The organism is Pantoea sp. BJFS-204, from assembly GCF_049310725.1.
Lineage (GTDB): Bacteria > Pseudomonadota > Gammaproteobacteria > Enterobacterales > Enterobacteriaceae > Pantoea > Pantoea agglomerans.
In genome coordinates this window covers 132,188-150,170 of record NZ_JBMOWE010000002.1, presented here as the reverse complement: position 1 = coordinate 150,170, position 17,983 = coordinate 132,188, and the positions used below count along the sequence as shown (strand labels likewise).

Sequence of the window (17,983 nt, the reverse complement as noted above, 5' to 3'; positions counted from 1 at the left end):
ACTGTCACTCACCGCATCACTCCCGGCGGCCCATGTTTTTCACAGGATAGTTATGTCTTTACCCTTGCCACCCGACGATCACGATGAGCCAATTCGCCAGTCACTTGACGATGCGCACTTTGCGATAGTGGTGCTTGCGGTGACCTCGGTAACGCTTATAATCTTTGTCCTGATGATTACGCTCTGGATGAGCTGACACGCACAGGGATTCAACGGATTGAATAAGGAGAAGGCGATGGACTCCGGAGATGACAAATTAATCGCAATTATCGGTTTGCTGGCGGCCTGCCTGATCGGGGTGACCTTCCTGTTTACCATGGTCTGGCTGACCGACGTACGTCATCCTGCCGATCCCTCTCTCGACGTTCGCTCCTGTTACCCTAAAAAGCCACCTTCTCAGCACGTCTGATTTCGTGTCGCAAACTTAATCTGCTGACTGCGCAATACCAGCGCCAGCGGCTCATGCAGATTACGGTTGCCATTGGGATCGGCTAATCCCAGCAGCGGGCCAGGGGAACGCCGGTCATCGGCCCAGGCCGGATACTCCACTACCGGATAGAGCGAAATCCCCTCCACCGCAATGCCCTGATCCAGCGCCACCGCCACGTTTTCACTGATCTCCTGCAGCCAGGGGGCGCGCGCTTCACCCTCAGCGCCGGTTTCGGCAATCAGCATCGGACGCTGGTAGCGCTGCCAGCACTGCGCCAGCAGAATATGCAGCGGCACACGCTCCGGATCCTCCAGCGACATCGGCTGGTCGGGGAAAAACCAGTGGTTATCGGGATAGTAGTTCAGGCCGAGGATATCCAGGCAATCTTCACTGCCGCCTAGCTCCTTATCGACGCGACCGGCCAGCATGTCCCAGGCTTCGAACTGCGCCTGATGCTGCGCATCGGCATAGGGTTTGCTGTCCGGATTATCAGGATGATGAGCGATCTGCACCAGCGGGTCAGTCAGCACAAAGCGCGCCTCCGGATAGACCTCGCGAATGGCATGTATCGCCGCCAGCGAGGCGCGAACCAGCTGGCGCTTCAGCTCTTTACCACGCTGCGCCGCATGGGGATTAAACCAGGCCACATCCGCCCCGGCCCATGACCAGAATGAGATTTGATTAACCGGTGTAAAGAAGGGGCGTTCGATGCCCTGATCGCGCATCAGTTGTGCCATCGCGCGAGCGAAACGACTAAAATGGTCAACAAACTCGGCTTTCCAGATATTAAGATGATCGGGATAACCGAAATGAGCCAGCTCCCAGATGATCTCCATCTGCTGACGTCGCGCAGCGTCGACCATCGGCAGAAAGCTCTGCCAGTCATACTGGCCAGGGATCTTTTCGATCAGATGCCAGCGCGCACCGTCGCGGGCGGTGAGCAGATGCTGCTCAGCCAGGGCGGCATAATCTTTTTCCAGCAGCATATCGTGTCCGCTGCTGATCACCATATCCAGCCGTTTACCGGGCGTACGGCAGGCAGTGGAACAGGGGAAACTGCCCTGGAAAAAGCTGCGAAACAGGCTGGGATGATAGCGCTGGCGGGCATCTGTAAGGGATTGATGAGACATATTCCTCTCCTGCCGGGATAATGCCGGTCACAGATCGTCCGGTTAAGTCTAGACTAAAAAACGCCCGTGACCCCTCACTAACTCAGAACAGAGGAATAGCATCAGAGGTCGGACCGGGGAATAATAAAAATAACTGCATTTTACAGGGAAATGTCATGACCGAAGCGTTTGAGCTCTCCCAGCCATTGGAACGGTCCAGCTGGCTGGAAACACAGCTGGAGCCAGAGTGTCTGCGCCATCCGGGGCTGAGCGGCGTCCATCAGCTGAGCGACGGGCTGGATGCTTTTGCTGCCCGCTATCTGCTGATGCAAAAAGCGGAGCGTTCACTCGATATCCAGTATTACATCTGGCAAAACGATCTCTCTGGCCGGTTGCTGTTCAGCGCCGTGCTGGAAGCTGCCCGACGCGGGGTGAAAGTGCGGCTGCTGCTGGATGACAATAATACGCCGGGCCTGGACGACACGCTGGCCCAGCTCAACCGCCATCCCAACATTGAGGTGCGGCTGTTTAATCCGTTCTCGTTTCGCACTCTGCGCGCGCTGGGTTATCTCACCGACTTTGCCCGTCTGAACCGCCGCATGCACAACAAAAGCTTTACGGTGGATGGCGTCACGACCGTGGTCGGTGGGCGCAATATCGGCGACGAATATTTCGGCACCGGCAATGAACCGCTGTTTGCCGATCTCGACGTCATGGCAATAGGCCCGGTGGTTAAAGAAGTCGCAGAGGATTTTGAGCGCTACTGGCGCAGCAAGCCGGTCTCGCCGCTGCAGCAGGTGCTGGATGAAGAGGAGCCGGAAGAGGACAGTGTGAGTCTGCCAGCAGAGTGGCGTCACAGTGAACCGGTGCAGCGCTATCTTCAGCGGCTGGAAAATTCTTCGCTGCTACAGGAGCTGGAAGAGGGCACGCTGGCTCTGACCTGGGCAAAAGCGCGCCTGCTGAGCGATGATCCGCGTAAAGGGCTGGGCAAAGCGCGTGCCAGAAGCCTGCTGCCGCAGCGAATGCTGGAGGTGATAGGCACGCCGCAAAAGCAGTTCGACATCATCTCGGCCTATTTCGTGCCGACCCGCGCAGGGGTCGCTCAGCTGCTGTCGCTGAAGCGCAAAGGGGTAAAAATTGCCATTCTGACCAATTCGCTGGCGGCTAACGATGTGTCGATTGTCCATGCCGGCTACGCTAAGTGGCGCAAAAAATTGCTGCGTCATGGTATTGCGCTCTATGAGCTGAAACCGCAGGCGGGCGTGCCTGATGCCCCGCACGACCGGGGATTAACCGGTAACTCCGGCTCCAGCCTGCATGCCAAAACCTTCTCAGTGGATCAACAGACGCTGTTTATCGGCTCGTTTAACTTCGATCCCCGTTCAGCGGTGCTGAATACGGAAATGGGACTGGTGATTGAGAGTGCGGCGCTCGCCGGAGAGACGCATCAGCGTTTCAGCCAGTCAATGCGCGATCGGGCATGGACGCTGCGGCTGGATAAGTGGGGCAGGGTAAACTGGCTGGAGTATCCGGGTGAGCCGGAGCAGATTGTGCATAAACACGAGCCAGGCTGCTCCTGGTGGCAGCGCCTGCAGGTACGCCTGGTGTGGCGACTGCCGATTGAGTGGCTGCTGTAAGCTGGACCTTGCCTGGGTACAGGCGCTGGCTCAGGAAGCATGCGCCCTCCGTAAAGACGCAAAACCCGCCATCCCTGGCGGGCTCAGCGCGGGCGATTACGCACCTCATCCCTGAGGTGCGCCCGTTGCCGGGCCAACGCGTTGCGTTGTTCAAAAACGCTCCCGGCGTTTTTGTCCCTGGCCCGCTATGCTTTGCTACTGGCGTATGCGCCCATCGCTTTAAACTCTTAAGCTGTCTGTGAGACACATCATTTATAGCCTGACCTCACTTATGGCCCGAGGTCACTGATCGCCTGTCATTGTGCTTGTTTACGCTCAAATTTCCCCGAGAACAGGAACCGCAGCAGCGGAATGCGCAGGTGAATCTCATACAGCAGAAACGCGATGCCAAACACCATCAGCAGGCCAACGAAGAAGCCCAGCGTGTTGTTTTCAATCCGCGGCGTCACGTAAATGCCATACAGCAGCGTCAGCGGATGGTGCACCAGATAGATAAACAGTGACGCATTGACCAGATACATAATGCGCGGCGAATGTGAATTCAGCAGCTTATGACCAAAGCAGAAGCAGACGTTCAGCATGCAAATGCCCATCAGCGTCGAGATAATCGCATCCAGCTCATACAACCAGCCCTCACCGCTGCTCAGTCGCTGGTTGGCGCAATAGGCCGCAAACATAAGCAGCGCACCGACCCACATCACCAGATTGAAGCGGACAAACAGCTGCTTCAGCGGGGGATGTTTCCACGCCAGCGCTCCCAGCATAAAGAACGGCAGATAGAAGAGCGTCTGCATCACTATGATGCTAAACAAACCATCCATCAGCCACGCAGGCTGGAAAATAAACACCAGACGCCGGAACACGCACCAGAGCAGTGCCCACGCCAGTACGCCCGCCGTCAGCGATCCCCAGCCAACCCGCGAATAATCAATGGTGCGATGCTGATCGCGCAACCAGCGGAAGGTCACCATCCCCAGCGTGGTCAGCATCACCAGCACCACCAGGAACCACAGGTGTGAAATCAGCTCCCACATCAGGTTATTAAACTTCTGATAGGGCGTGAAGCGGGGCCAGTCAGCCAGCTTATCCGTCCACTCTTTCAGCATAAAAAATTGCGGCAGCGTCAGCAGCGGAATGGCGGTCAGCATTGGGATACCTACCCGTTCCAGACGCACCTTCAGGAAGCGACGTGGCTGATAGCGCAGATACAGCATGTAGGAGAAATAGCCCGAAATGACGAAAAACACCTGCATACGAAACGCATGAATAAAATCATTCAGCAGCGTCAGCCACAACGACGCTTCATGACTGTTTACTGCCCATTTCTGCGCGGAGTAGATGAGGGAAACGTGAAACGGCACCCCCAGTAACATCAGATAGGCGCGGATGGAGTCGAGGAAGTATTCACGTTCAGGTTTTACAGTACTCATAAAGTTCCAGTTCGTTAGTACGTTTAACCGGTTTCACCCTGAAACCGGATTATGCTCTGTGAAAATTCTACCTGGGATAAACCAGGTATACTATCAGTGGAATCCGTAGTGTCTAATTGTCCTAAAAGCAGGGTTAAGCCTGACGAAATGCGGGAACAATGTTGCGCATAAGCTGTCGGAAAACCGAATAATCCTTTAAGATAAACGGGTTTGATTTAAGCACACGAAAGGGGGGGATGTGCCGACTAAAGAAAAAAATAAAGCCGGACTGATGAAGGTACGCTGGATTGGTACTGCAGTTCTGCTGGCGTTGTACGCCAATAACAGTTGGGCGTTTAACATCGACGATGTTGCCAAACAAGCCAAAGCGTTGGCAGGGAAAAGCTTCGAAGCGCCTAAAAGCAATTTACCCTCTCAATTTCGTGAAATGAAATTTGCTGATTATCAGCAGATCCAGTTTAACCACGATAAAGCGTATTGGGGCAAACTGCGCACGCCGTTCAAGCTGGAGTTCTATCATCAGGGAATGTATTTCGATACCCCGGTGCAGATCAACGAAGTGACCGCCAGCGCGGTGCGCGAGATTAAATACAACCCCGATTATTTTAATTTCGGTAATGTAAAACATGACGCGGATGCGGTAAAAAACCTCGGTTTTGCCGGTTTCAAAGTGCTTTACCCACTCAACAACAAGGGTAAAAACGATGAGATCGCCAGCTTCCTGGGCGCGAGCTATTTCCGTGTCATCGGTGCCGGTCAGGTTTATGGCCTGTCGGCGCGTGGACTTGCCATCGATACGGCGCTGCCGTCCGGTGAGGAGTTCCCGCGCTTTAAAGAGTTCTGGATTCAGCGTCCTAAACCACAGGACAAACAGCTGGTGATCTACGCGCTGCTCGATTCGCCGCGTGCGGCGGGTGCGTATCGCTTTGTGCTGCATCCGGGTGACGCTTCAACGGTTGATGTGCAGTCAAAAGTTTACCTGCGTGATAACGTCGGCAAACTGGGTGTTGCACCGCTGACCAGTATGTTCCTGTTTGGTCAGAACCAGCCATCGACGGTGAACAACTTCCGTCCGGCACTACACGACTCTGACGGTCTCTCTATCCACAATGGCAACGGGGAGTGGATTTGGCGTCCGCTGAACAACCCGCGTCATCTGGCAGTGAGCACCTTCACCATTGAGAATCCGAAAGGGTTTGGTCTGCTGCAGCGTGGGCGTGACTTTAACAACTATCAGGATCTTGATGACCGCTATGATCTTCGTCCAAGCGGCTGGGTTGAGCCAATAGGCGACTGGGGTAAAGGCCGGGTTGAACTGGTTGAAATCCCGACGGCAGATGAAACCAACGACAACATCGTTGCGTTCTGGACGCCGGAGACGCTGCCAGAGCCTGGCAAAGAGATGAACTTCAAATATCGTCTGCACTTCTCGCGCGACGAAAACCAGCTGCACTCCGATGATACCGCCTGGGTCAAAAATACCCTGCGTTCAGCGGGTGACGTGAAGCAGTCTAATCTGGTGCGTCAGCCGGATGGCACCGTGGCTTTCACCATCGACTTCGTGGGTAAAGACATGAGCAAGATGGCGGAAAACAGTCAGGTGGCACCGCAGGTCAGCGTGGGTAAAAATGCTGATGTGGTTGAGCAGAGCGTACGTTATAACCCGGTCACCAAAGGCTGGCGTCTGGTGTTGCGTCTGCGTGTGAAAGATGCCAAGCAGTCCACCGAAATGCGTGCGGCCTTGGTTAGCGGCGACAAGACATTGACGGAAACCTGGAGCTATCAGTTACCTGCCAATGAATAAATCGACTTTTACACCTCAACGTTATGTGGAATCTCTGCCGCTGGATGCGGCAGGGAAGGCCCGACTGAGCGTCTCATTGCAGAATGCCAGCGAGTTCCACTTCATCCATGATGTGCTGGGCAGGGATGTCGCAGCCAGTGACCGTCCCGACGATGCGCCGTTAAAATCGGTCTCATCGCGGGTTGAAATGGCCTGGCCCGATTCGCTGGCCGAAGGTCAGCAGTTGGGTAAAGATTACCTCGACCGCACCACGCTGAAGGCGATGCCGAAGGTCAAACGCTCACTGATGTTCCCGGAAGCCTGGCGTACCAACCCGGTCGCCCGTGCCTGGGACTCACTGCGTGGACACAAATCGGTGCCGCGTTATAGCAATGCCGAAGAGCGGCGTGCCGAGGAGAAGTGGCGTCATGTCGGTTCAATTCGCCGCTACATTCTGCTGATCCTGACCATTTTCCAGACCGTGGTCGCCACCTGGTACATGAAGAGTATTCTGCCGTATCAGGGCTGGACGCTTCTGGATCCGATGGAGATGATCAATCAGAACTGGCAGCAGTCAGTGATGCAGATCCTGCCTTATTTGTTGCAGACCGGCATCCTGTTCCTGTTCGCCATACTTTTCTGCTGGGTCTCTGCCGGTTTCTGGACGGCGTTGATGGGCTTCCTGCAGCTGCTGATTGGACGTGATAAATACAGTATCTCTTACTCAACGGTCGGAGATGAACCGCTTAACCCGGAACATCGTACCGCGCTGATTATGCCGATCTGTAATGAAGACGTTGAGCGTGTTTACGCCGGTCTGCGTGCGACCTGGGAGTCGGTGGTTCGTACCGGTAACGCTGAACACTTCGACGTCTACATCCTCAGCGACAGTTACGATGCGGATATCGCGATTGCCGAACAGAAAGCCTGGATGGAACTGGTGCGGGATGTTGGCGGGGCAGGCAAGATTTTCTATCGCCGTCGTCGTCGTCGCGTGAAGCGTAAAAGCGGAAACATCGATGACTTCTGCCGTCGCTGGGGCAGCAACTACAGCTACATGGTGGTGCTGGATGCCGATAGCGTCATGAGCGGAGAGTGTCTCACCGGTCTGGTACGCATGATGGATGCCAACCCGAATGCCGGGATCATCCAGTCGTCGCCGAAAGCATCGGGTATGGATACGCTTTATGCGCGCTGTCAGCAGTTTGCGACCCGCGTCTACGGTCCGTTATTTACCGCCGGTCTGCACTTCTGGCAGCTGGGCGAGTCTCACTACTGGGGTCACAACGCCATTATCCGCGTGAAACCCTTTATTGAGCACTGTGCCCTGGCACCGTTACCGGGAGAAGGCTCCTTTGCGGGTTCAATCATGTCGCATGACTTCGTAGAAGCTGCGCTGATGCGTCGTGCCGGTTGGGGCGTCTGGATTGCCTATGACCTGCCGGGATCCTATGAAGAACTGCCACCGAACCTGCTGGATGAGCTGAAACGTGACCGCCGCTGGTGTCACGGCAACCTGATGAACTTCCGCCTGTTCCTGGTGAAAGGGATGCACCCGGTTCACCGTGCAGTGTTCCTGACGGGTGTGATGTCCTACCTCTCGGCTCCGCTGTGGTTTATGTTCCTGGCGCTCTCCACTGCCCTGCAGGTAGTGCATACGCTGATGGAACCGACCTACTTCCTGCAACCGCGGCAGCTCTTCCCGGTCTGGCCGCAGTGGCGTCCGGAACTGGCAATAGCGCTGTTCTCAACCACCATGGTGCTGCTGTTCCTGCCGAAAATGCTGAGTGTCGTGTTGATCTGGTTTAAAGGATCGAAGGCCTACGGCGGACCTCTGCGGCTGCTGGCTTCACTGGTGCTGGAAACGCTGTTCTCGGTGCTGCTGGCACCAGTGCGTATGCTGTTCCATACGGTGTTTGTGGTCAGCGCCTTCCTCGGCTGGGAAGTGGTGTGGAACTCACCGCAGCGTGATGACGATGCGACACCGTGGAGCGAGGCGTTTAAACGTCACGGTTCGCAGATGGCATTGGGTCTGGTGTGGGCGATTGGTATGGGACTGCTGGATCTTAACTTCCTGTGGTGGCTGGCACCGATCGTCTTCTCACTGATTCTGTCGCCGTTTGTCTCGGTCATGTCGAGCCGCGCAACGCTGGGCATTAAGAGCAAGAAAGCGAAGCTGTTCCTGATCCCGGAAGAGTACTCGCCGCCGCAGGAGCTGGTGGATACGGATCGCTATGTGGTGCTGAACCGTGAGCGCGCGCTGGAAAATGGCTTTATGCATGCCTTATTCCATCCTGCCTTCAACGCGCTGGCAACGGCACTGGCTACATCGCGCCACAAGCAGAGTCAGTTACTGGACTATGCGCGTGACCGTCGGGTTGATCAGGCGCTGAGCGATGCGCCGGATAAACTGGGCCGCGAACAGCGTCTGCAGTTGATCAGCGATCCGGTGGTGCTGGCCCGTGTTCATACCCGACTGTGGGAAGATGCGGACAAGTATCATCAGTGGGTTGAGAGTTATCAAAAACTCACGCTCAACCCCAACGCGCTGGCAAACAACGCGTAATCTGAAAAAGCGGCAGCGATGCCGCTTTTTTTATCGGATTAAAACAGCGATTCGCTGATAAATTTATTGCTGGCAGTCACCGCGAGCAGCGCGTGACGATCTCAATGGCTGTTTCTTCATGGCGGATATGTGTGGTGAAAGGGTGCTTAAAGGCGGGTGTTATCGTCGCGGCTGTGCTCTGCTTAAGCGGATGCGGCAGTATTATCAGCCGTACCATTCCCGGGCAGGGGCACGGTAATCAGTACTATCCCGGCGTACAGTGGGATGTTCGCGACAGCGGATGGCGGGTCCTGACGATCCTCGACCTGCCGCTGTCGCTGGTGGTTGATACCCTGTTGTTACCGGTGGATGCCAGCCACGGTCCTTACGAGTAACTGCGATCGGAATCGCTGTTATCATCTTCCCACTCTTGCGCGGCGGCTTCACCCTCTTCGGTGTCCAGCGGCGGCTCCAGCTGGAACTCGCCGTCATCCCACTCGTGCAGGGTATTTTCTGCTAACCACTCCTGACGTAGTTCAACTTCGTCAAAATCGGCATCAAAAATGGCCTGTGCCGCTTCACCGCTACGGTAAGGCAGACATTCGCCTGCTTCACCTTCTTCTGCCATGAATTCAGCCTGCCACATGATATCGCCATCCTGCATCACATACTTTTGCAGACCAAACTGGCTGATTGATGCATCCCCTTCCTCGAGCTCCGGGTGGTTAGCGAGGAACTCTTCACGTGCAGCATCGATGGCTTCCTCTAAGGTACTGTACATGCTCATCGCTCTTCTCCTTCACGGGTCTTTGACTATGGATTTATTTGATTTCAGTGAAGGATAGACGAAATCTGAAGGAGGGAAAGGTCAGGCCGGTGCAACTGGCGGGAAATAAGCCATTTCCCGCCAGTCAGGGTCAGATCATCTTTTGCGGGAAATGCAAAACAGGTTGAACGGACTCATGAATCACGGGGGCTGAGTAGCGGATACAACATTTTATACATGGCTTAACTTTCTTAAAATTAATTCTGGCGATGGAGAGGGCCTGACTCAAATTATATAACGTGCCGATAAATATGACCTCTTCTTTATCAGGCATACGCTTGCACCCTTTACGATGAAGAAAGTGATAATTTTCCTGATCGGTACCGATTGTAACGTAATAGTAGAGACCTTTGTTCATATTAACTGTCCCATTAGAGGTTTGCTGTGTTGTCTTTTTTATAATTCTGGCCAGAGCCCTTAAAGGCCTGACTGTTACAAACGAAACTACCGATAAGCATTAATGAGTTCAAATTCCATAATGGTCTATCGGGGTGTTGAAAAAATGTAAAATGGAATATAAGCTAAATCAGCAAGGCAATCGCTTGTAAAATAAGTTAATTTTTATCGATTCATAAGCGGTGAGACACCGTTAAGACCAGCTAAATAGGATTAGGCCTGGCGTGCAGAATAATCAGCGCCATAACAGATTTAATAGCACTCGCTGCAATATTAATTAATAAATAGCGAAACAGGCTGAATGCCGCCTGCCGTCCTGTTAATTGATTAGCTTTTTTAACTTTAAAAAGAGAGAAATTATATTATGAATATAGGTGTTTATTAATTACTGGACCTGCGGTTTCGCTTACAGGCTGAGTCAGCCATGAGTGATTTATTTAAGAGGGGAGTAAAACGCGCTAAATGCCTGACAGACATTTAGCGCGAACAGATTAATAACGGGAGGGTTCGCCCTCGGGGCGCGTTTTAAAGCGGCGGTGGAGCCACATATATTGTTCAGGTGCCAGCAGCACACCCTCTTCAACAACCTGATTCATTCTGGTTGCGGTTGCGACATCACTTTCCAGCGTAAATTCGCCGCTGATGTCAGGCAGTATCATCAGTTCATAGCCGCGACCCCCAGGCAGACGACGCGGCACAAAAGGGATGACAGCCGGTTTACCGGTGCGGATCAGCAGATGAGTACCCACCGTTGTTGCCGCTTTTTCTACGCCAAAGAAGGGGACAAAGACGCTGCTGCGCGGGCCATAATCGTGGTCGGGCGCATACCAGATAATGTCACCCTGTTTCAGTGCGCGGATCATTCCTTTGAGATCTTTACGATCGAGCATGCTTTTATTTGACCGCATCCGACCTTTGACCTGAAGCCAGTCGATCAGTTTGTTGTCATTCGGGCGATAGACGCCAATGCCAGGGTTATGGATACCAAACATGCGTGCACCAATCTCCAGCGTCAGAAAGTGCATGCCGATAAGCAGCACGCCGCGCTGGCTATCGCGCGCCTGCTGAATATGCTCCAGCCCCGAAGGCGTATGCCATTTATTGATGCGCCAGTCAGGCCAGAACCACGCCATACCGGTCTCAATTAATCCCATGCCGACCGATTCGAAATTGTGTTTAACCATCGCTTCGCGTTCATTTACCGGCATATCCGGAAAACTTAATTCCAGATTACGCCGGGAAATACTGACGCGGTGTTTCATAAAACGCATCCCAATGCGGCCAATATTACAGCCGAGAACATAAAGCAGGGGATAAGGAAGTAGCACCAAAAGATAAAGAGAAGCGACACCCAGCCAGGTCAGCCAATAGCGCGGGTGAAGCAGTTCTCGTGAAAACTGAGGCAACTGAGTCATGTGAAGGTTAATTTTCCTGCGTCGCGCACCGTGCGGTGCTGATATCTCGTTGATTTACACCATTGTGCCAGTTTTTGACGTGCGCTTAAATATCACTATCGGAACGTGCCATCAATGAACAAAGGTTAATAGTCCAATGTTGCTGCAAAAAACGGCAACAGGCGATCAATCTGGTCACTGGCCTTTGCATCCCGGTGAAATCAGGTATCATGTGCGCGCTAAATTTCTTCTATTGATAACAGGACGAACACCATGCCAGTGTTACATAACCTCGTTTCCAATAAAGAGCTGAAGGCGCGCATGCTGGCTGAAACCGAGCCGCGCACCACTGTCTCTTTTTATAAATATTTCCAGATTGCCGATCCCAAAGCATTCCGTGACGCGCTCTATCTTGGCCTGACAGCTCTTAAGGTCTTTGGTCGCGTCTACGTGGCCCACGAAGGCATCAATGCGCAGATCAGCGTGCCAGCCAGCCAGTATGAAAAGATGAAAGAATGGCTATATGGCTTTGATCCGGCGCTGAACAACCTGCGGATGAATATTGCGCTGGATGATGATGGTAAATCGTTCTGGGTGCTGCGTCTGAAAGTACGCGACCGTATTGTCGCGGACGGTATTGAAGACGACAGTTTTGATGCCAGCGATGTGGGTCAGTATCTTAAAGCGGCGGACGTTAACGCCATGCTGGACGATCCTGACGCCCTGTTCGTGGATATGCGTAACCACTATGAATATGAAGTGGGTCGCTTTGATAATGCGCTGGAAGTGCCTGCTGACACCTTCCGCGATCAGTTGCCGATGGCGGTTGAGATGCTGCAGGATCAGAAAGACAAAAAGATCGTGATGTACTGCACCGGCGGGATCCGCTGTGAAAAGGCCAGCGCCTGGATGCGGCACAACGGCTTTGAGGATGTCTATCACATTGAGGGCGGTATCATCGAGTATGCCCGACGCGCCCGTGAGCAGGGATTACCGGTACGCTTCAAAGGCAAAAACTTTGTTTTTGATGAGCGGATGGGTGAGCGGATCTCTGACGATGTGTTGTCGAACTGTCATCAGTGCGGCGAACCCTGTGATACCCACGTTAATTGCGTCAATGACGGTTGTCATCTGCTGTTTATTCAGTGCAAAAGCTGCGCGGAGAAGTTTGAGAACTGCTGTAGCCCGATCTGCCAGGAAGAGGCGAAGCTCTCTCCGGAAGAGCAGCGCGCACGTCGGGCAGGACGTGAAAATGGCAACAAGATCTTTAACAAGTCGCGTGGCCTGTTAAACATGACCATTCCCTCGCCGCTGAAGAAATAAGCGTGGCCGCCTGAAGTCAGCTTCAGGCGGCTTGCTGTTTTACTGGCGTACACCCTCAACCGAGATCATCAGCTGAACCTTCTGCGAAGCTGGCCCCAGATCTTTGGTGATGTTGAAATCTTTCAGTGCAATTTCCCCTTCAGCCTCAAAGCCAGCGCGGTAGCCGCCCCAAGGATCTTTACCTTCACCCAGCATTTTCGCCTCAAGCGTTACCGGTTTGGTCACGCCATTCAGCGTAAGATCGCCAGTAATCTTCAGCTCATCACCCTCTTTTTTTACCGCTGTGGATTTGAACGTGGCCTGCGGGTTTTTGCTGGTGTTCAGGAAGTCCGCACTGCGCAGGTGCTTGTCACGTTCAGCATGGTTAGTATCGATGCTGCTGGTGTTAATGGTGACGTCGACTTTATCTGCGGCAGGATCCTTCTCATCAAAGGTGAAGCGGCCATCAAAATCCTTAAAGGTGCCGTAGAGCCAGCTGTAACCCAGATGCTGTATACGGAACTGAATAAAGGCGTGCTGGCCCTCTTTATCGATTTTGTAGTCAGCGGCAGAGGCGGTGAGTGAGCCAAGCAGCAGACTGGCACCGGTCATCGCCAGCAGGGTCTTTTTAAACATATTATTTATCCTTTTCAGAGGGAGAGGTGAAACGCAAACCCGACATCCGTTTTAAAGTGATATCGCGATCGATAAAGTGATGTTTTACCGCAGCCAGCCCATGCAGCAGTGACAGGACCACAACCGTCCAGGCCAGCCAGAGGTGAATGTCGCCCGCAAGATCAGCCTGTTCGCCAGCACCGCTGAACAGCGCGGGCAGGGTGAACCAGCTGAATACTGAGATGGGTTTGCCATCGGCGGTGGAGATCAGATAGCCGCTGATCAGAATCGCCAGCAGCAGGGTATACAGTAACAGGTGGGCCACCACCGAACTGATGCGTACCAGCGGGGAATAACTGCTAAGCGGTTTTGGCGGCGGTGAAATAACGCGCCACAGCAGGCGAACGATCAGCGTCAGCAACAGGATCACGCCGATGCTTTTATGGATCTCAGGCGCGTCGTGATACCAGCTGTCGTAATAGCCGAGGCCGACCATCCATAATCCCAGCGCAAACATGGCGTAAATTGCCAGCGCCATCGACCAGTGCAGCAGCACGGCAACCAGGCCAAACTGATGAGATGAATTACGTAATAACATAATGAGGTTTTCATGAAGTAATAATCTGAAATAAGCATCCACATTATGAAATATAAAAGCAATCATCCTTACGCTTCTATAACTTTAATTTTATATTGTGAAAAGGTTGAATAAATCAGGTGTGAAATGCGCAATATTACTGAATGAGTTATTTCTGAGGCGCTGGTCGTCAACTAAAAAGAGCCGGAATTTACCCAAAGGGCGAAATATATTCTGACTTTATGTCAGTAATAGTCAATTTTCGTCAAAGTCTGTCAGTCGGGCGGCATCAGGCTGATACCACCCTTTATCGAGTCAGAAACGTGAGAGGCGGAAGGGTGTCAGATCAAAAGAGAACGGTTTTTGCTGGGCAAATTCTGCAGCCAGTTCGCCCAATACGCTGGCGAATTTAAACCCGTGTCCACTGAGCCCGGTGATTAACAAGCGGTCTGGTTCACCCGGCAGGGTATCAATTATAAAGTCCTCATCCGGGCTAAAATCGTAGCTGCAGGCTTCGCCATGCAGACAGACACCGACGCCAGGTAAAAACTGACGGAGGAATCCAAAAGCTTCGCTGCCATCGGCCGCCACCGCGCCAAAAGGTTTACGATCCTCAGGCTGCTGCATCAGCTGACCGCCATCATGACGACCCACTTTCAGGGCGTTGTTATCCGCCGGGAAGCCATAAAACTGGCTGCCATCGCCCATTTCCACCGTAAAACCGGGAAACTTATTGTTCTCACTGTAGCGGCCATCTGCCTGATACCAGGCAAACACCTTGCGGGTGGGGGCGACCGGCAGGTCAGGAACTAATTTGCCAACCCAGGTGCCCGCACTGATCAACATTTTGCGGCCCCGATAGACGCCATCCAGGGTAGTGACCTGCTGCAGATCGCCATCGCGACCCAGCTCTGAAACCGGGCAGTTAAACAGCTGCGCGCAGCCCGCCTGCTCCGCCAGCTGGATCCAGCTGCGTACCGCCTGTTCACATTTCAGATAGCCGGACTGCGGCTCAAATACGCCCAGATAGCCCTCAGGCACATTGATTTGTGGCCACCGCTTGCGCACGTCATCAGGCTGCATCACCTCAATATTGAGCTGCCAGCGGGTCGCGCTGTCGATGACGTTCTGAATAAACGGCGACTGATTCGGGGCGAGGTTAAGTACGCCGCTGCGATGCATGATGCGCTCACCGGCACGCTGTTCCAGCTCATCCCACAGCGTTTGCGCCCGCAGGACCAGGGGAACATAGCGTTCACCTTCACCATAGGCGTGACGAATCAGCCGGCTCTCGCCATGATGTGTGCCCTGATTATGGGGAGGATGGGCGCTGTCGATCATTAACACCGATAAACCCGCCTGGGTGGCATAGTAGCCTGCCGCCGCGCCCACGGAACCGCTGCCAACGACGATAAGATCATAAATCATGGTAACTACGCTCTAAGAGACAGATAATCAAAAGCATACCAGAAACAGAAACGAAAAAGGCACCCCTGAGGGCGCCTCTTTGATGCGGCAGAAATTAATGCTTTTTGAGGAGTCGTTCTATCTGCTCGGCTGATTCTATCTTGGCGATGCCTGCTTCGAGGATCGAGATAAATTGCCTTGCCACATCCGTTGTCAGCCAGTATGTCGGGCCAACATCCGCTTCTTCTTCTTTTTGATCCTGCGACGACAACGAGTGCAGGCGGATCATCATGGCGTCATAGCTGTCAACGGTACTGATATCCCAGCCCACCAGTGGGTGAGTCTGTATAACATCTTTTCTTCTGTCCATTATAACCTCCTTATTACTCGTTAAACGAAGTGCATGATGAGGTTCAATGCGGCTTTTTTATTCCAATAGCGAAACAATTATAACAGTAAACGAGGGTATCACTGTTTAAAAAATGCCGTGAGTCAGCTTCTCACAGAATATTTGCGTTTGAAAGGCGGGCGTAAAAAAATAAAATGCCTGACGGGCAGGCATTTTTATCAGCAGTCAAACGACAGGCAAAAAGCGGGCTTAGCCGCGTGACCGGACTCAGAGAGCCGGCGTTTCTGGCACTACGCCGCCGCCGCGTTTTTGCAGTGTTTCTGCCAGACGGGCAAAGTGCTGCTGAAGCTGCTCATCATGGTTTTGATTTTGGGCTTCCAGCGACAGATTGTGTACCAGTAGCTGACTGGCACGATCGTCAAGACAGAAAATCAGACTGGAAAAGGCATTTTCCAGCACCGTTAAACGACGCTTCTGATCACCAATCAGTGCTAACAACTCACCAAAGGTCATCGCCTCTTCCGGTTTATCAGTAGTCATGGTGTCGCACCTCCTGTTATGCGTGACGAGCGCAAGGATAGGGCATTGATCATTAAGAGTCTAGATGCAGGACGGGGTAAGTGCGAGAGGGGAGAAAAGATAAAAAAACCGGGTGGCGACACCCGGAAAAAAATCACAGTGGCGGTTAATCAGTATTGAACCAGTCGTCAGCGCTTTCCCACGTCTGCTGCAGGATCTCGCTGATCTGGTCGCGCGTCTCTTTTCCACCGCCCAGCACGCTGAGATTATTGGCACTGGCATAACGTACCTTGACGTGATTGGTCGAGTCAGGGAACTGTTCATCAATGCGGCGCGATAATTCATCGCTCAACGCTTCTATCGCACCAGCAGGAAGAGGTCGGGTATTTGATACGGTAATTTCAACGCGCATAACAGCCTCCGTTTAAGATACTGTATATATTTACAGTATCGACAGGCCGGAGGCAAGTAAAATTATGCGATGCGCCAGTTCAGCGTTTCACCCGCCAGGAACGGCACCAGTGAATGCCTGCCGAGCGCGATGGACTCTGGCACCTGCCAGGACTCACGCACCAAAGTAATCGTCCCTTCATTCAGCGGCAGGCCGTAAAAACGCGGGCCATTCTCCGAACAGAACGCTTCAAAATGTTCCAGCGCGTTCAGCTCTTCAAAAACGGTGGCGTAAGCGGGTAACGACGCTGGCGCATTAAATACCCCCGCGCAGCCGCAACTGGCCTCTTTGAGATGACGCAGATGCGGTGCTGTGTCGGTGCCGAGGAAGACGCGCGGATGACCACTCGCTACTAATTTGCGCAATGCTTCCTGATGCACGTTGCGTTTAAGAATCGGCAGGCAATAGAGGTGCGGACGAATACCGCCCACCAGCATGTGATTGCGGTTAAACATCAAATGCTGCGGGGTAATGGTCGCGCCCAGCGTCTCATCGGCGGCGGCAACATATTCTGCGGCGTCCTGAGTGGTAATGTGCTCCATCACCACTTTCAGTGCCGGAAACTGGCTGCGCAGCGGCACCATAACCGTTTCGATAAACCGGGCTTCGCGGTCAAAAATGTCGACATGCGCATCGGTGACTTCGCCGTGGATCAGCAGTGGCATACCGAGCTTCTGCATCCGCTCCAGCACGCGGGCAATGGAGGCGATATCGGTAACGCCATGGCTGGAGTTCGTCGTAGCGTGCGCCGGATAGAGCTTAGCCGCGGTAAACAGACCGGAGGTGAAACCGCGCTCAAGCTCATCAGGATCAAGCGAGTCGGTCAGATAGCAGGTCATCAGCGGCGTAAAGGCGTGATCGGCGGGCAGCGCCGCCAGGATGCGATCGCGGTACGCTTCACCTGCTGCCACGCTGGTCACCGGTGGCACCAGGTTAGGCATCACAATGGCACGCCCATTCACCGCGCTGGTATAGGGCAGGACCGTGTTGAGCATCTCATCGTCGCGCAGATGAATATGCCAGTCGTCAGGGCGACGCAGGGTAAGTTGCTGAGGTTGTGCTGTCATCAGTGAAGCTCCGGCAGAAGGGAAACAAAAGGCGTGTTTTGGCCGGGGTCTAAGCATAAGGATTCAGGCAACCGTTTGCACCTGCTTTTTATGCTGTCAAAGAAAATCCGCTGCCCAACAGGGTAATGCTGGTCAGTTAAGATTAG

Annotated in this window: 19 protein-coding genes; 7 read left to right on the top strand and 12 right to left on the bottom strand. The window is 53.5% G+C overall.

Going from position 1 to position 17,983, the window contains the following annotated elements:
- Positions 1–52: 52 nt before the first annotated feature.
- Positions 53–196, top strand: a complete 144-nt coding sequence (locus ACO6VX_RS07400; protein ID WP_010246429.1) for a hypothetical protein — start codon at positions 53–55, stop codon at positions 194–196.
- A 39-nt stretch (positions 197–235) separates the two neighbouring features.
- The gene (locus ACO6VX_RS07395) at positions 236–409 is read left to right on the top strand and encodes a hypothetical protein (protein ID WP_010246427.1); all 174 of its coding nucleotides are present in this window, start codon (positions 236–238) and stop codon (positions 407–409) included.
- Here the strand turns inward: ACO6VX_RS07395 and ACO6VX_RS07390 are convergent.
- Positions 397–1,560, bottom strand: coding sequence for a beta-glucosidase (locus ACO6VX_RS07390; RefSeq protein ID WP_010669826.1), 1,164 nt, complete (start codon positions 1,558–1,560; stop codon positions 397–399). The genes ACO6VX_RS07395 and ACO6VX_RS07390 overlap by 13 nt on opposite strands.
- Positions 1,561–1,715: 155 nt before the next feature.
- Here ACO6VX_RS07390 and ACO6VX_RS07385 point away from each other — a divergent pair, with 155 nt between their 5' ends.
- The gene (locus ACO6VX_RS07385; RefSeq protein WP_010246423.1) at positions 1,716–3,176 is read left to right on the top strand and encodes a phospholipase D family protein; all 1,461 of its coding nucleotides are present in this window, start codon (positions 1,716–1,718) and stop codon (positions 3,174–3,176) included.
- Between the two features lie 296 nt (positions 3,177–3,472).
- Here the strand turns inward: ACO6VX_RS07385 and mdoC are convergent, their stop codons facing one another.
- Positions 3,473–4,606 (bottom strand): glucans biosynthesis protein MdoC, encoded by a 1,134-nt coding sequence (gene mdoC, locus ACO6VX_RS07380; protein ID WP_010246421.1) that lies wholly within the window; start codon positions 4,604–4,606, stop codon positions 3,473–3,475.
- Between the two features lie 268 nt (positions 4,607–4,874).
- Here mdoC and ACO6VX_RS07375 point away from each other — a divergent pair, with 268 nt between their 5' ends.
- The 3 genes from ACO6VX_RS07375 (at position 4,875) to ACO6VX_RS07365 (ending at position 9,329) form a co-directional block, all read left to right on the top strand.
- Positions 4,875–6,410 carry a glucan biosynthesis protein G gene (locus ACO6VX_RS07375; RefSeq protein WP_170933489.1) on the top strand — a complete coding sequence of 512 codons (1,536 nt, stop codon included), beginning with the start codon at positions 4,875–4,877 and terminating at the stop codon, positions 6,408–6,410.
- Positions 6,403–8,955, top strand: a complete 2,553-nt coding sequence (gene mdoH, locus ACO6VX_RS07370) for a glucans biosynthesis glucosyltransferase MdoH (RefSeq protein ID WP_010669828.1) — start codon at positions 6,403–6,405, stop codon at positions 8,953–8,955. The genes ACO6VX_RS07375 and mdoH overlap by 8 nt, the downstream gene beginning before the upstream one ends.
- Before the next feature lie 134 nt (positions 8,956–9,089).
- Entirely contained in the window at positions 9,090–9,329 is a 240-nt protein-coding gene (locus tag ACO6VX_RS07365) for a YceK/YidQ family lipoprotein (protein ID WP_010669829.1), read from the top strand.
- Here ACO6VX_RS07365 and ACO6VX_RS07360 read toward each other — a convergent pair.
- From ACO6VX_RS07360 to ACO6VX_RS07350, 3 genes are all read right to left on the bottom strand, one after another.
- Positions 9,320–9,721 (bottom strand): MysB family protein, encoded by a 402-nt coding sequence (locus ACO6VX_RS07360; RefSeq protein WP_010246413.1) that lies wholly within the window; start codon positions 9,719–9,721, stop codon positions 9,320–9,322. The genes ACO6VX_RS07365 and ACO6VX_RS07360 overlap by 10 nt on opposite strands.
- A 130-nt stretch (positions 9,722–9,851) precedes the next feature.
- A complete protein-coding gene (locus ACO6VX_RS07355; protein ID WP_010669830.1) occupies positions 9,852–10,118 on the bottom strand; it encodes a hypothetical protein in 267 nt (88 codons plus the stop codon).
- Positions 10,119–10,647: 529 nt separating this feature from the next.
- Entirely contained in the window at positions 10,648–11,571 is a 924-nt protein-coding gene (locus ACO6VX_RS07350) for a Kdo(2)-lipid IV(A) acyltransferase (RefSeq protein WP_010246409.1), read from the bottom strand.
- Between the two features lie 252 nt (positions 11,572–11,823).
- Between ACO6VX_RS07350 and ACO6VX_RS07345 the strand changes: the two genes are divergently transcribed.
- The gene (locus ACO6VX_RS07345; protein WP_010246407.1) at positions 11,824–12,873 is read left to right on the top strand and encodes a rhodanese-related sulfurtransferase; all 1,050 of its coding nucleotides are present in this window, start codon (positions 11,824–11,826) and stop codon (positions 12,871–12,873) included.
- Positions 12,874–12,912: 39 nt separating this feature from the next.
- Here ACO6VX_RS07345 and ACO6VX_RS07340 read toward each other — a convergent pair whose 3' ends face one another.
- The 7 genes from ACO6VX_RS07340 to pyrC all read right to left on the bottom strand — a co-directional run bounded on the left by ACO6VX_RS07340 (position 12,913) and on the right by pyrC (position 17,837).
- A complete protein-coding gene (locus tag ACO6VX_RS07340; RefSeq protein ID WP_228312204.1) occupies positions 12,913–13,488 on the bottom strand; it encodes a YceI family protein in 576 nt (191 codons plus the stop codon).
- A gap of 1 nt (position 13,489) precedes the next feature.
- A complete protein-coding gene (locus ACO6VX_RS07335) occupies positions 13,490–14,065 on the bottom strand; it encodes a cytochrome b (protein ID WP_029519566.1) in 576 nt (191 codons plus the stop codon).
- Positions 14,066–14,359: 294 nt separating this feature from the next.
- Complete coding sequence (solA, locus tag ACO6VX_RS07330) at positions 14,360–15,472, bottom strand: N-methyl-L-tryptophan oxidase (protein ID WP_022625882.1); 1,113 nt, start codon at positions 15,470–15,472, stop codon at positions 14,360–14,362.
- 94 nt (positions 15,473–15,566) lie between these two features.
- Positions 15,567–15,821 carry a biofilm formation regulator BssS gene (gene bssS / locus ACO6VX_RS07325; RefSeq protein WP_010246399.1) on the bottom strand — a complete coding sequence of 85 codons (255 nt, stop codon included), beginning with the start codon at positions 15,819–15,821 and terminating at the stop codon, positions 15,567–15,569.
- Positions 15,822–16,067: 246 nt separating this feature from the next.
- Positions 16,068–16,340, bottom strand: a complete 273-nt coding sequence (locus ACO6VX_RS07320) for a hypothetical protein (protein WP_010246397.1) — start codon at positions 16,338–16,340, stop codon at positions 16,068–16,070.
- Positions 16,341–16,485: 145 nt separating this feature from the next.
- Positions 16,486–16,731 carry a DNA damage-inducible protein I gene (gene dinI, locus ACO6VX_RS07315; protein ID WP_010246395.1) on the bottom strand — a complete coding sequence of 82 codons (246 nt, stop codon included), beginning with the start codon at positions 16,729–16,731 and terminating at the stop codon, positions 16,486–16,488.
- A 62-nt stretch (positions 16,732–16,793) separates the two neighbouring features.
- The gene (gene pyrC, locus ACO6VX_RS07310; protein WP_404562587.1) at positions 16,794–17,837 is read right to left on the bottom strand and encodes a dihydroorotase; all 1,044 of its coding nucleotides are present in this window, start codon (positions 17,835–17,837) and stop codon (positions 16,794–16,796) included.
- Between the last annotated feature and the right edge of the window lie 146 nt (positions 17,838–17,983).

Excerpts from the sequence above, each read along its gene's own strand:
- ACO6VX_RS07400 (WP_010246429.1), top strand. The coding sequence starts at position 53 with ATGTCTTTACCCTTGCCACCCGACGATCACGATGAGCCAATTCGCCAG.
- ACO6VX_RS07395 (WP_010246427.1), top strand. The coding sequence starts at position 236 with ATGGACTCCGGAGATGACAAATTAATCGCAATTATCGGTTTGCTGGCG.
- ACO6VX_RS07390 (WP_010669826.1), bottom strand. The coding sequence starts at position 1,560 with ATGTCTCATCAATCCCTTACAGATGCCCGCCAGCGCTATCATCCCAGC.
- ACO6VX_RS07385 (WP_010246423.1), top strand. The coding sequence starts at position 1,716 with ATGACCGAAGCGTTTGAGCTCTCCCAGCCATTGGAACGGTCCAGCTGG.
- mdoC (WP_010246421.1), bottom strand. The coding sequence starts at position 4,606 with ATGAGTACTGTAAAACCTGAACGTGAATACTTCCTCGACTCCATCCGC.
- mdoH (WP_010669828.1), top strand. The coding sequence starts at position 6,403 with ATGAATAAATCGACTTTTACACCTCAACGTTATGTGGAATCTCTGCCG.
- ACO6VX_RS07360 (WP_010246413.1), bottom strand. The coding sequence starts at position 9,721 with ATGAGCATGTACAGTACCTTAGAGGAAGCCATCGATGCTGCACGTGAA.
- ACO6VX_RS07355 (WP_010669830.1), bottom strand. The coding sequence starts at position 10,118 with ATGAACAAAGGTCTCTACTATTACGTTACAATCGGTACCGATCAGGAA.
- ACO6VX_RS07350 (WP_010246409.1), bottom strand. The coding sequence starts at position 11,571 with ATGACTCAGTTGCCTCAGTTTTCACGAGAACTGCTTCACCCGCGCTAT.
- ACO6VX_RS07345 (WP_010246407.1), top strand. The coding sequence starts at position 11,824 with ATGCCAGTGTTACATAACCTCGTTTCCAATAAAGAGCTGAAGGCGCGC.
- ACO6VX_RS07340 (WP_228312204.1), bottom strand. The coding sequence starts at position 13,488 with ATGTTTAAAAAGACCCTGCTGGCGATGACCGGTGCCAGTCTGCTGCTT.
- ACO6VX_RS07335 (WP_029519566.1), bottom strand. The coding sequence starts at position 14,065 with ATGTTATTACGTAATTCATCTCATCAGTTTGGCCTGGTTGCCGTGCTG.
- solA (WP_022625882.1), bottom strand. The coding sequence starts at position 15,472 with ATGATTTATGATCTTATCGTCGTTGGCAGCGGTTCCGTGGGCGCGGCG.
- bssS (WP_010246399.1), bottom strand. The coding sequence starts at position 15,821 with ATGGACAGAAGAAAAGATGTTATACAGACTCACCCACTGGTGGGCTGG.
- ACO6VX_RS07320 (WP_010246397.1), bottom strand. The coding sequence starts at position 16,340 with ATGACTACTGATAAACCGGAAGAGGCGATGACCTTTGGTGAGTTGTTA.
- dinI (WP_010246395.1), bottom strand. The coding sequence starts at position 16,731 with ATGCGCGTTGAAATTACCGTATCAAATACCCGACCTCTTCCTGCTGGT.
- pyrC (WP_404562587.1), bottom strand. The coding sequence starts at position 17,837 with ATGACAGCACAACCTCAGCAACTTACCCTGCGTCGCCCTGACGACTGG.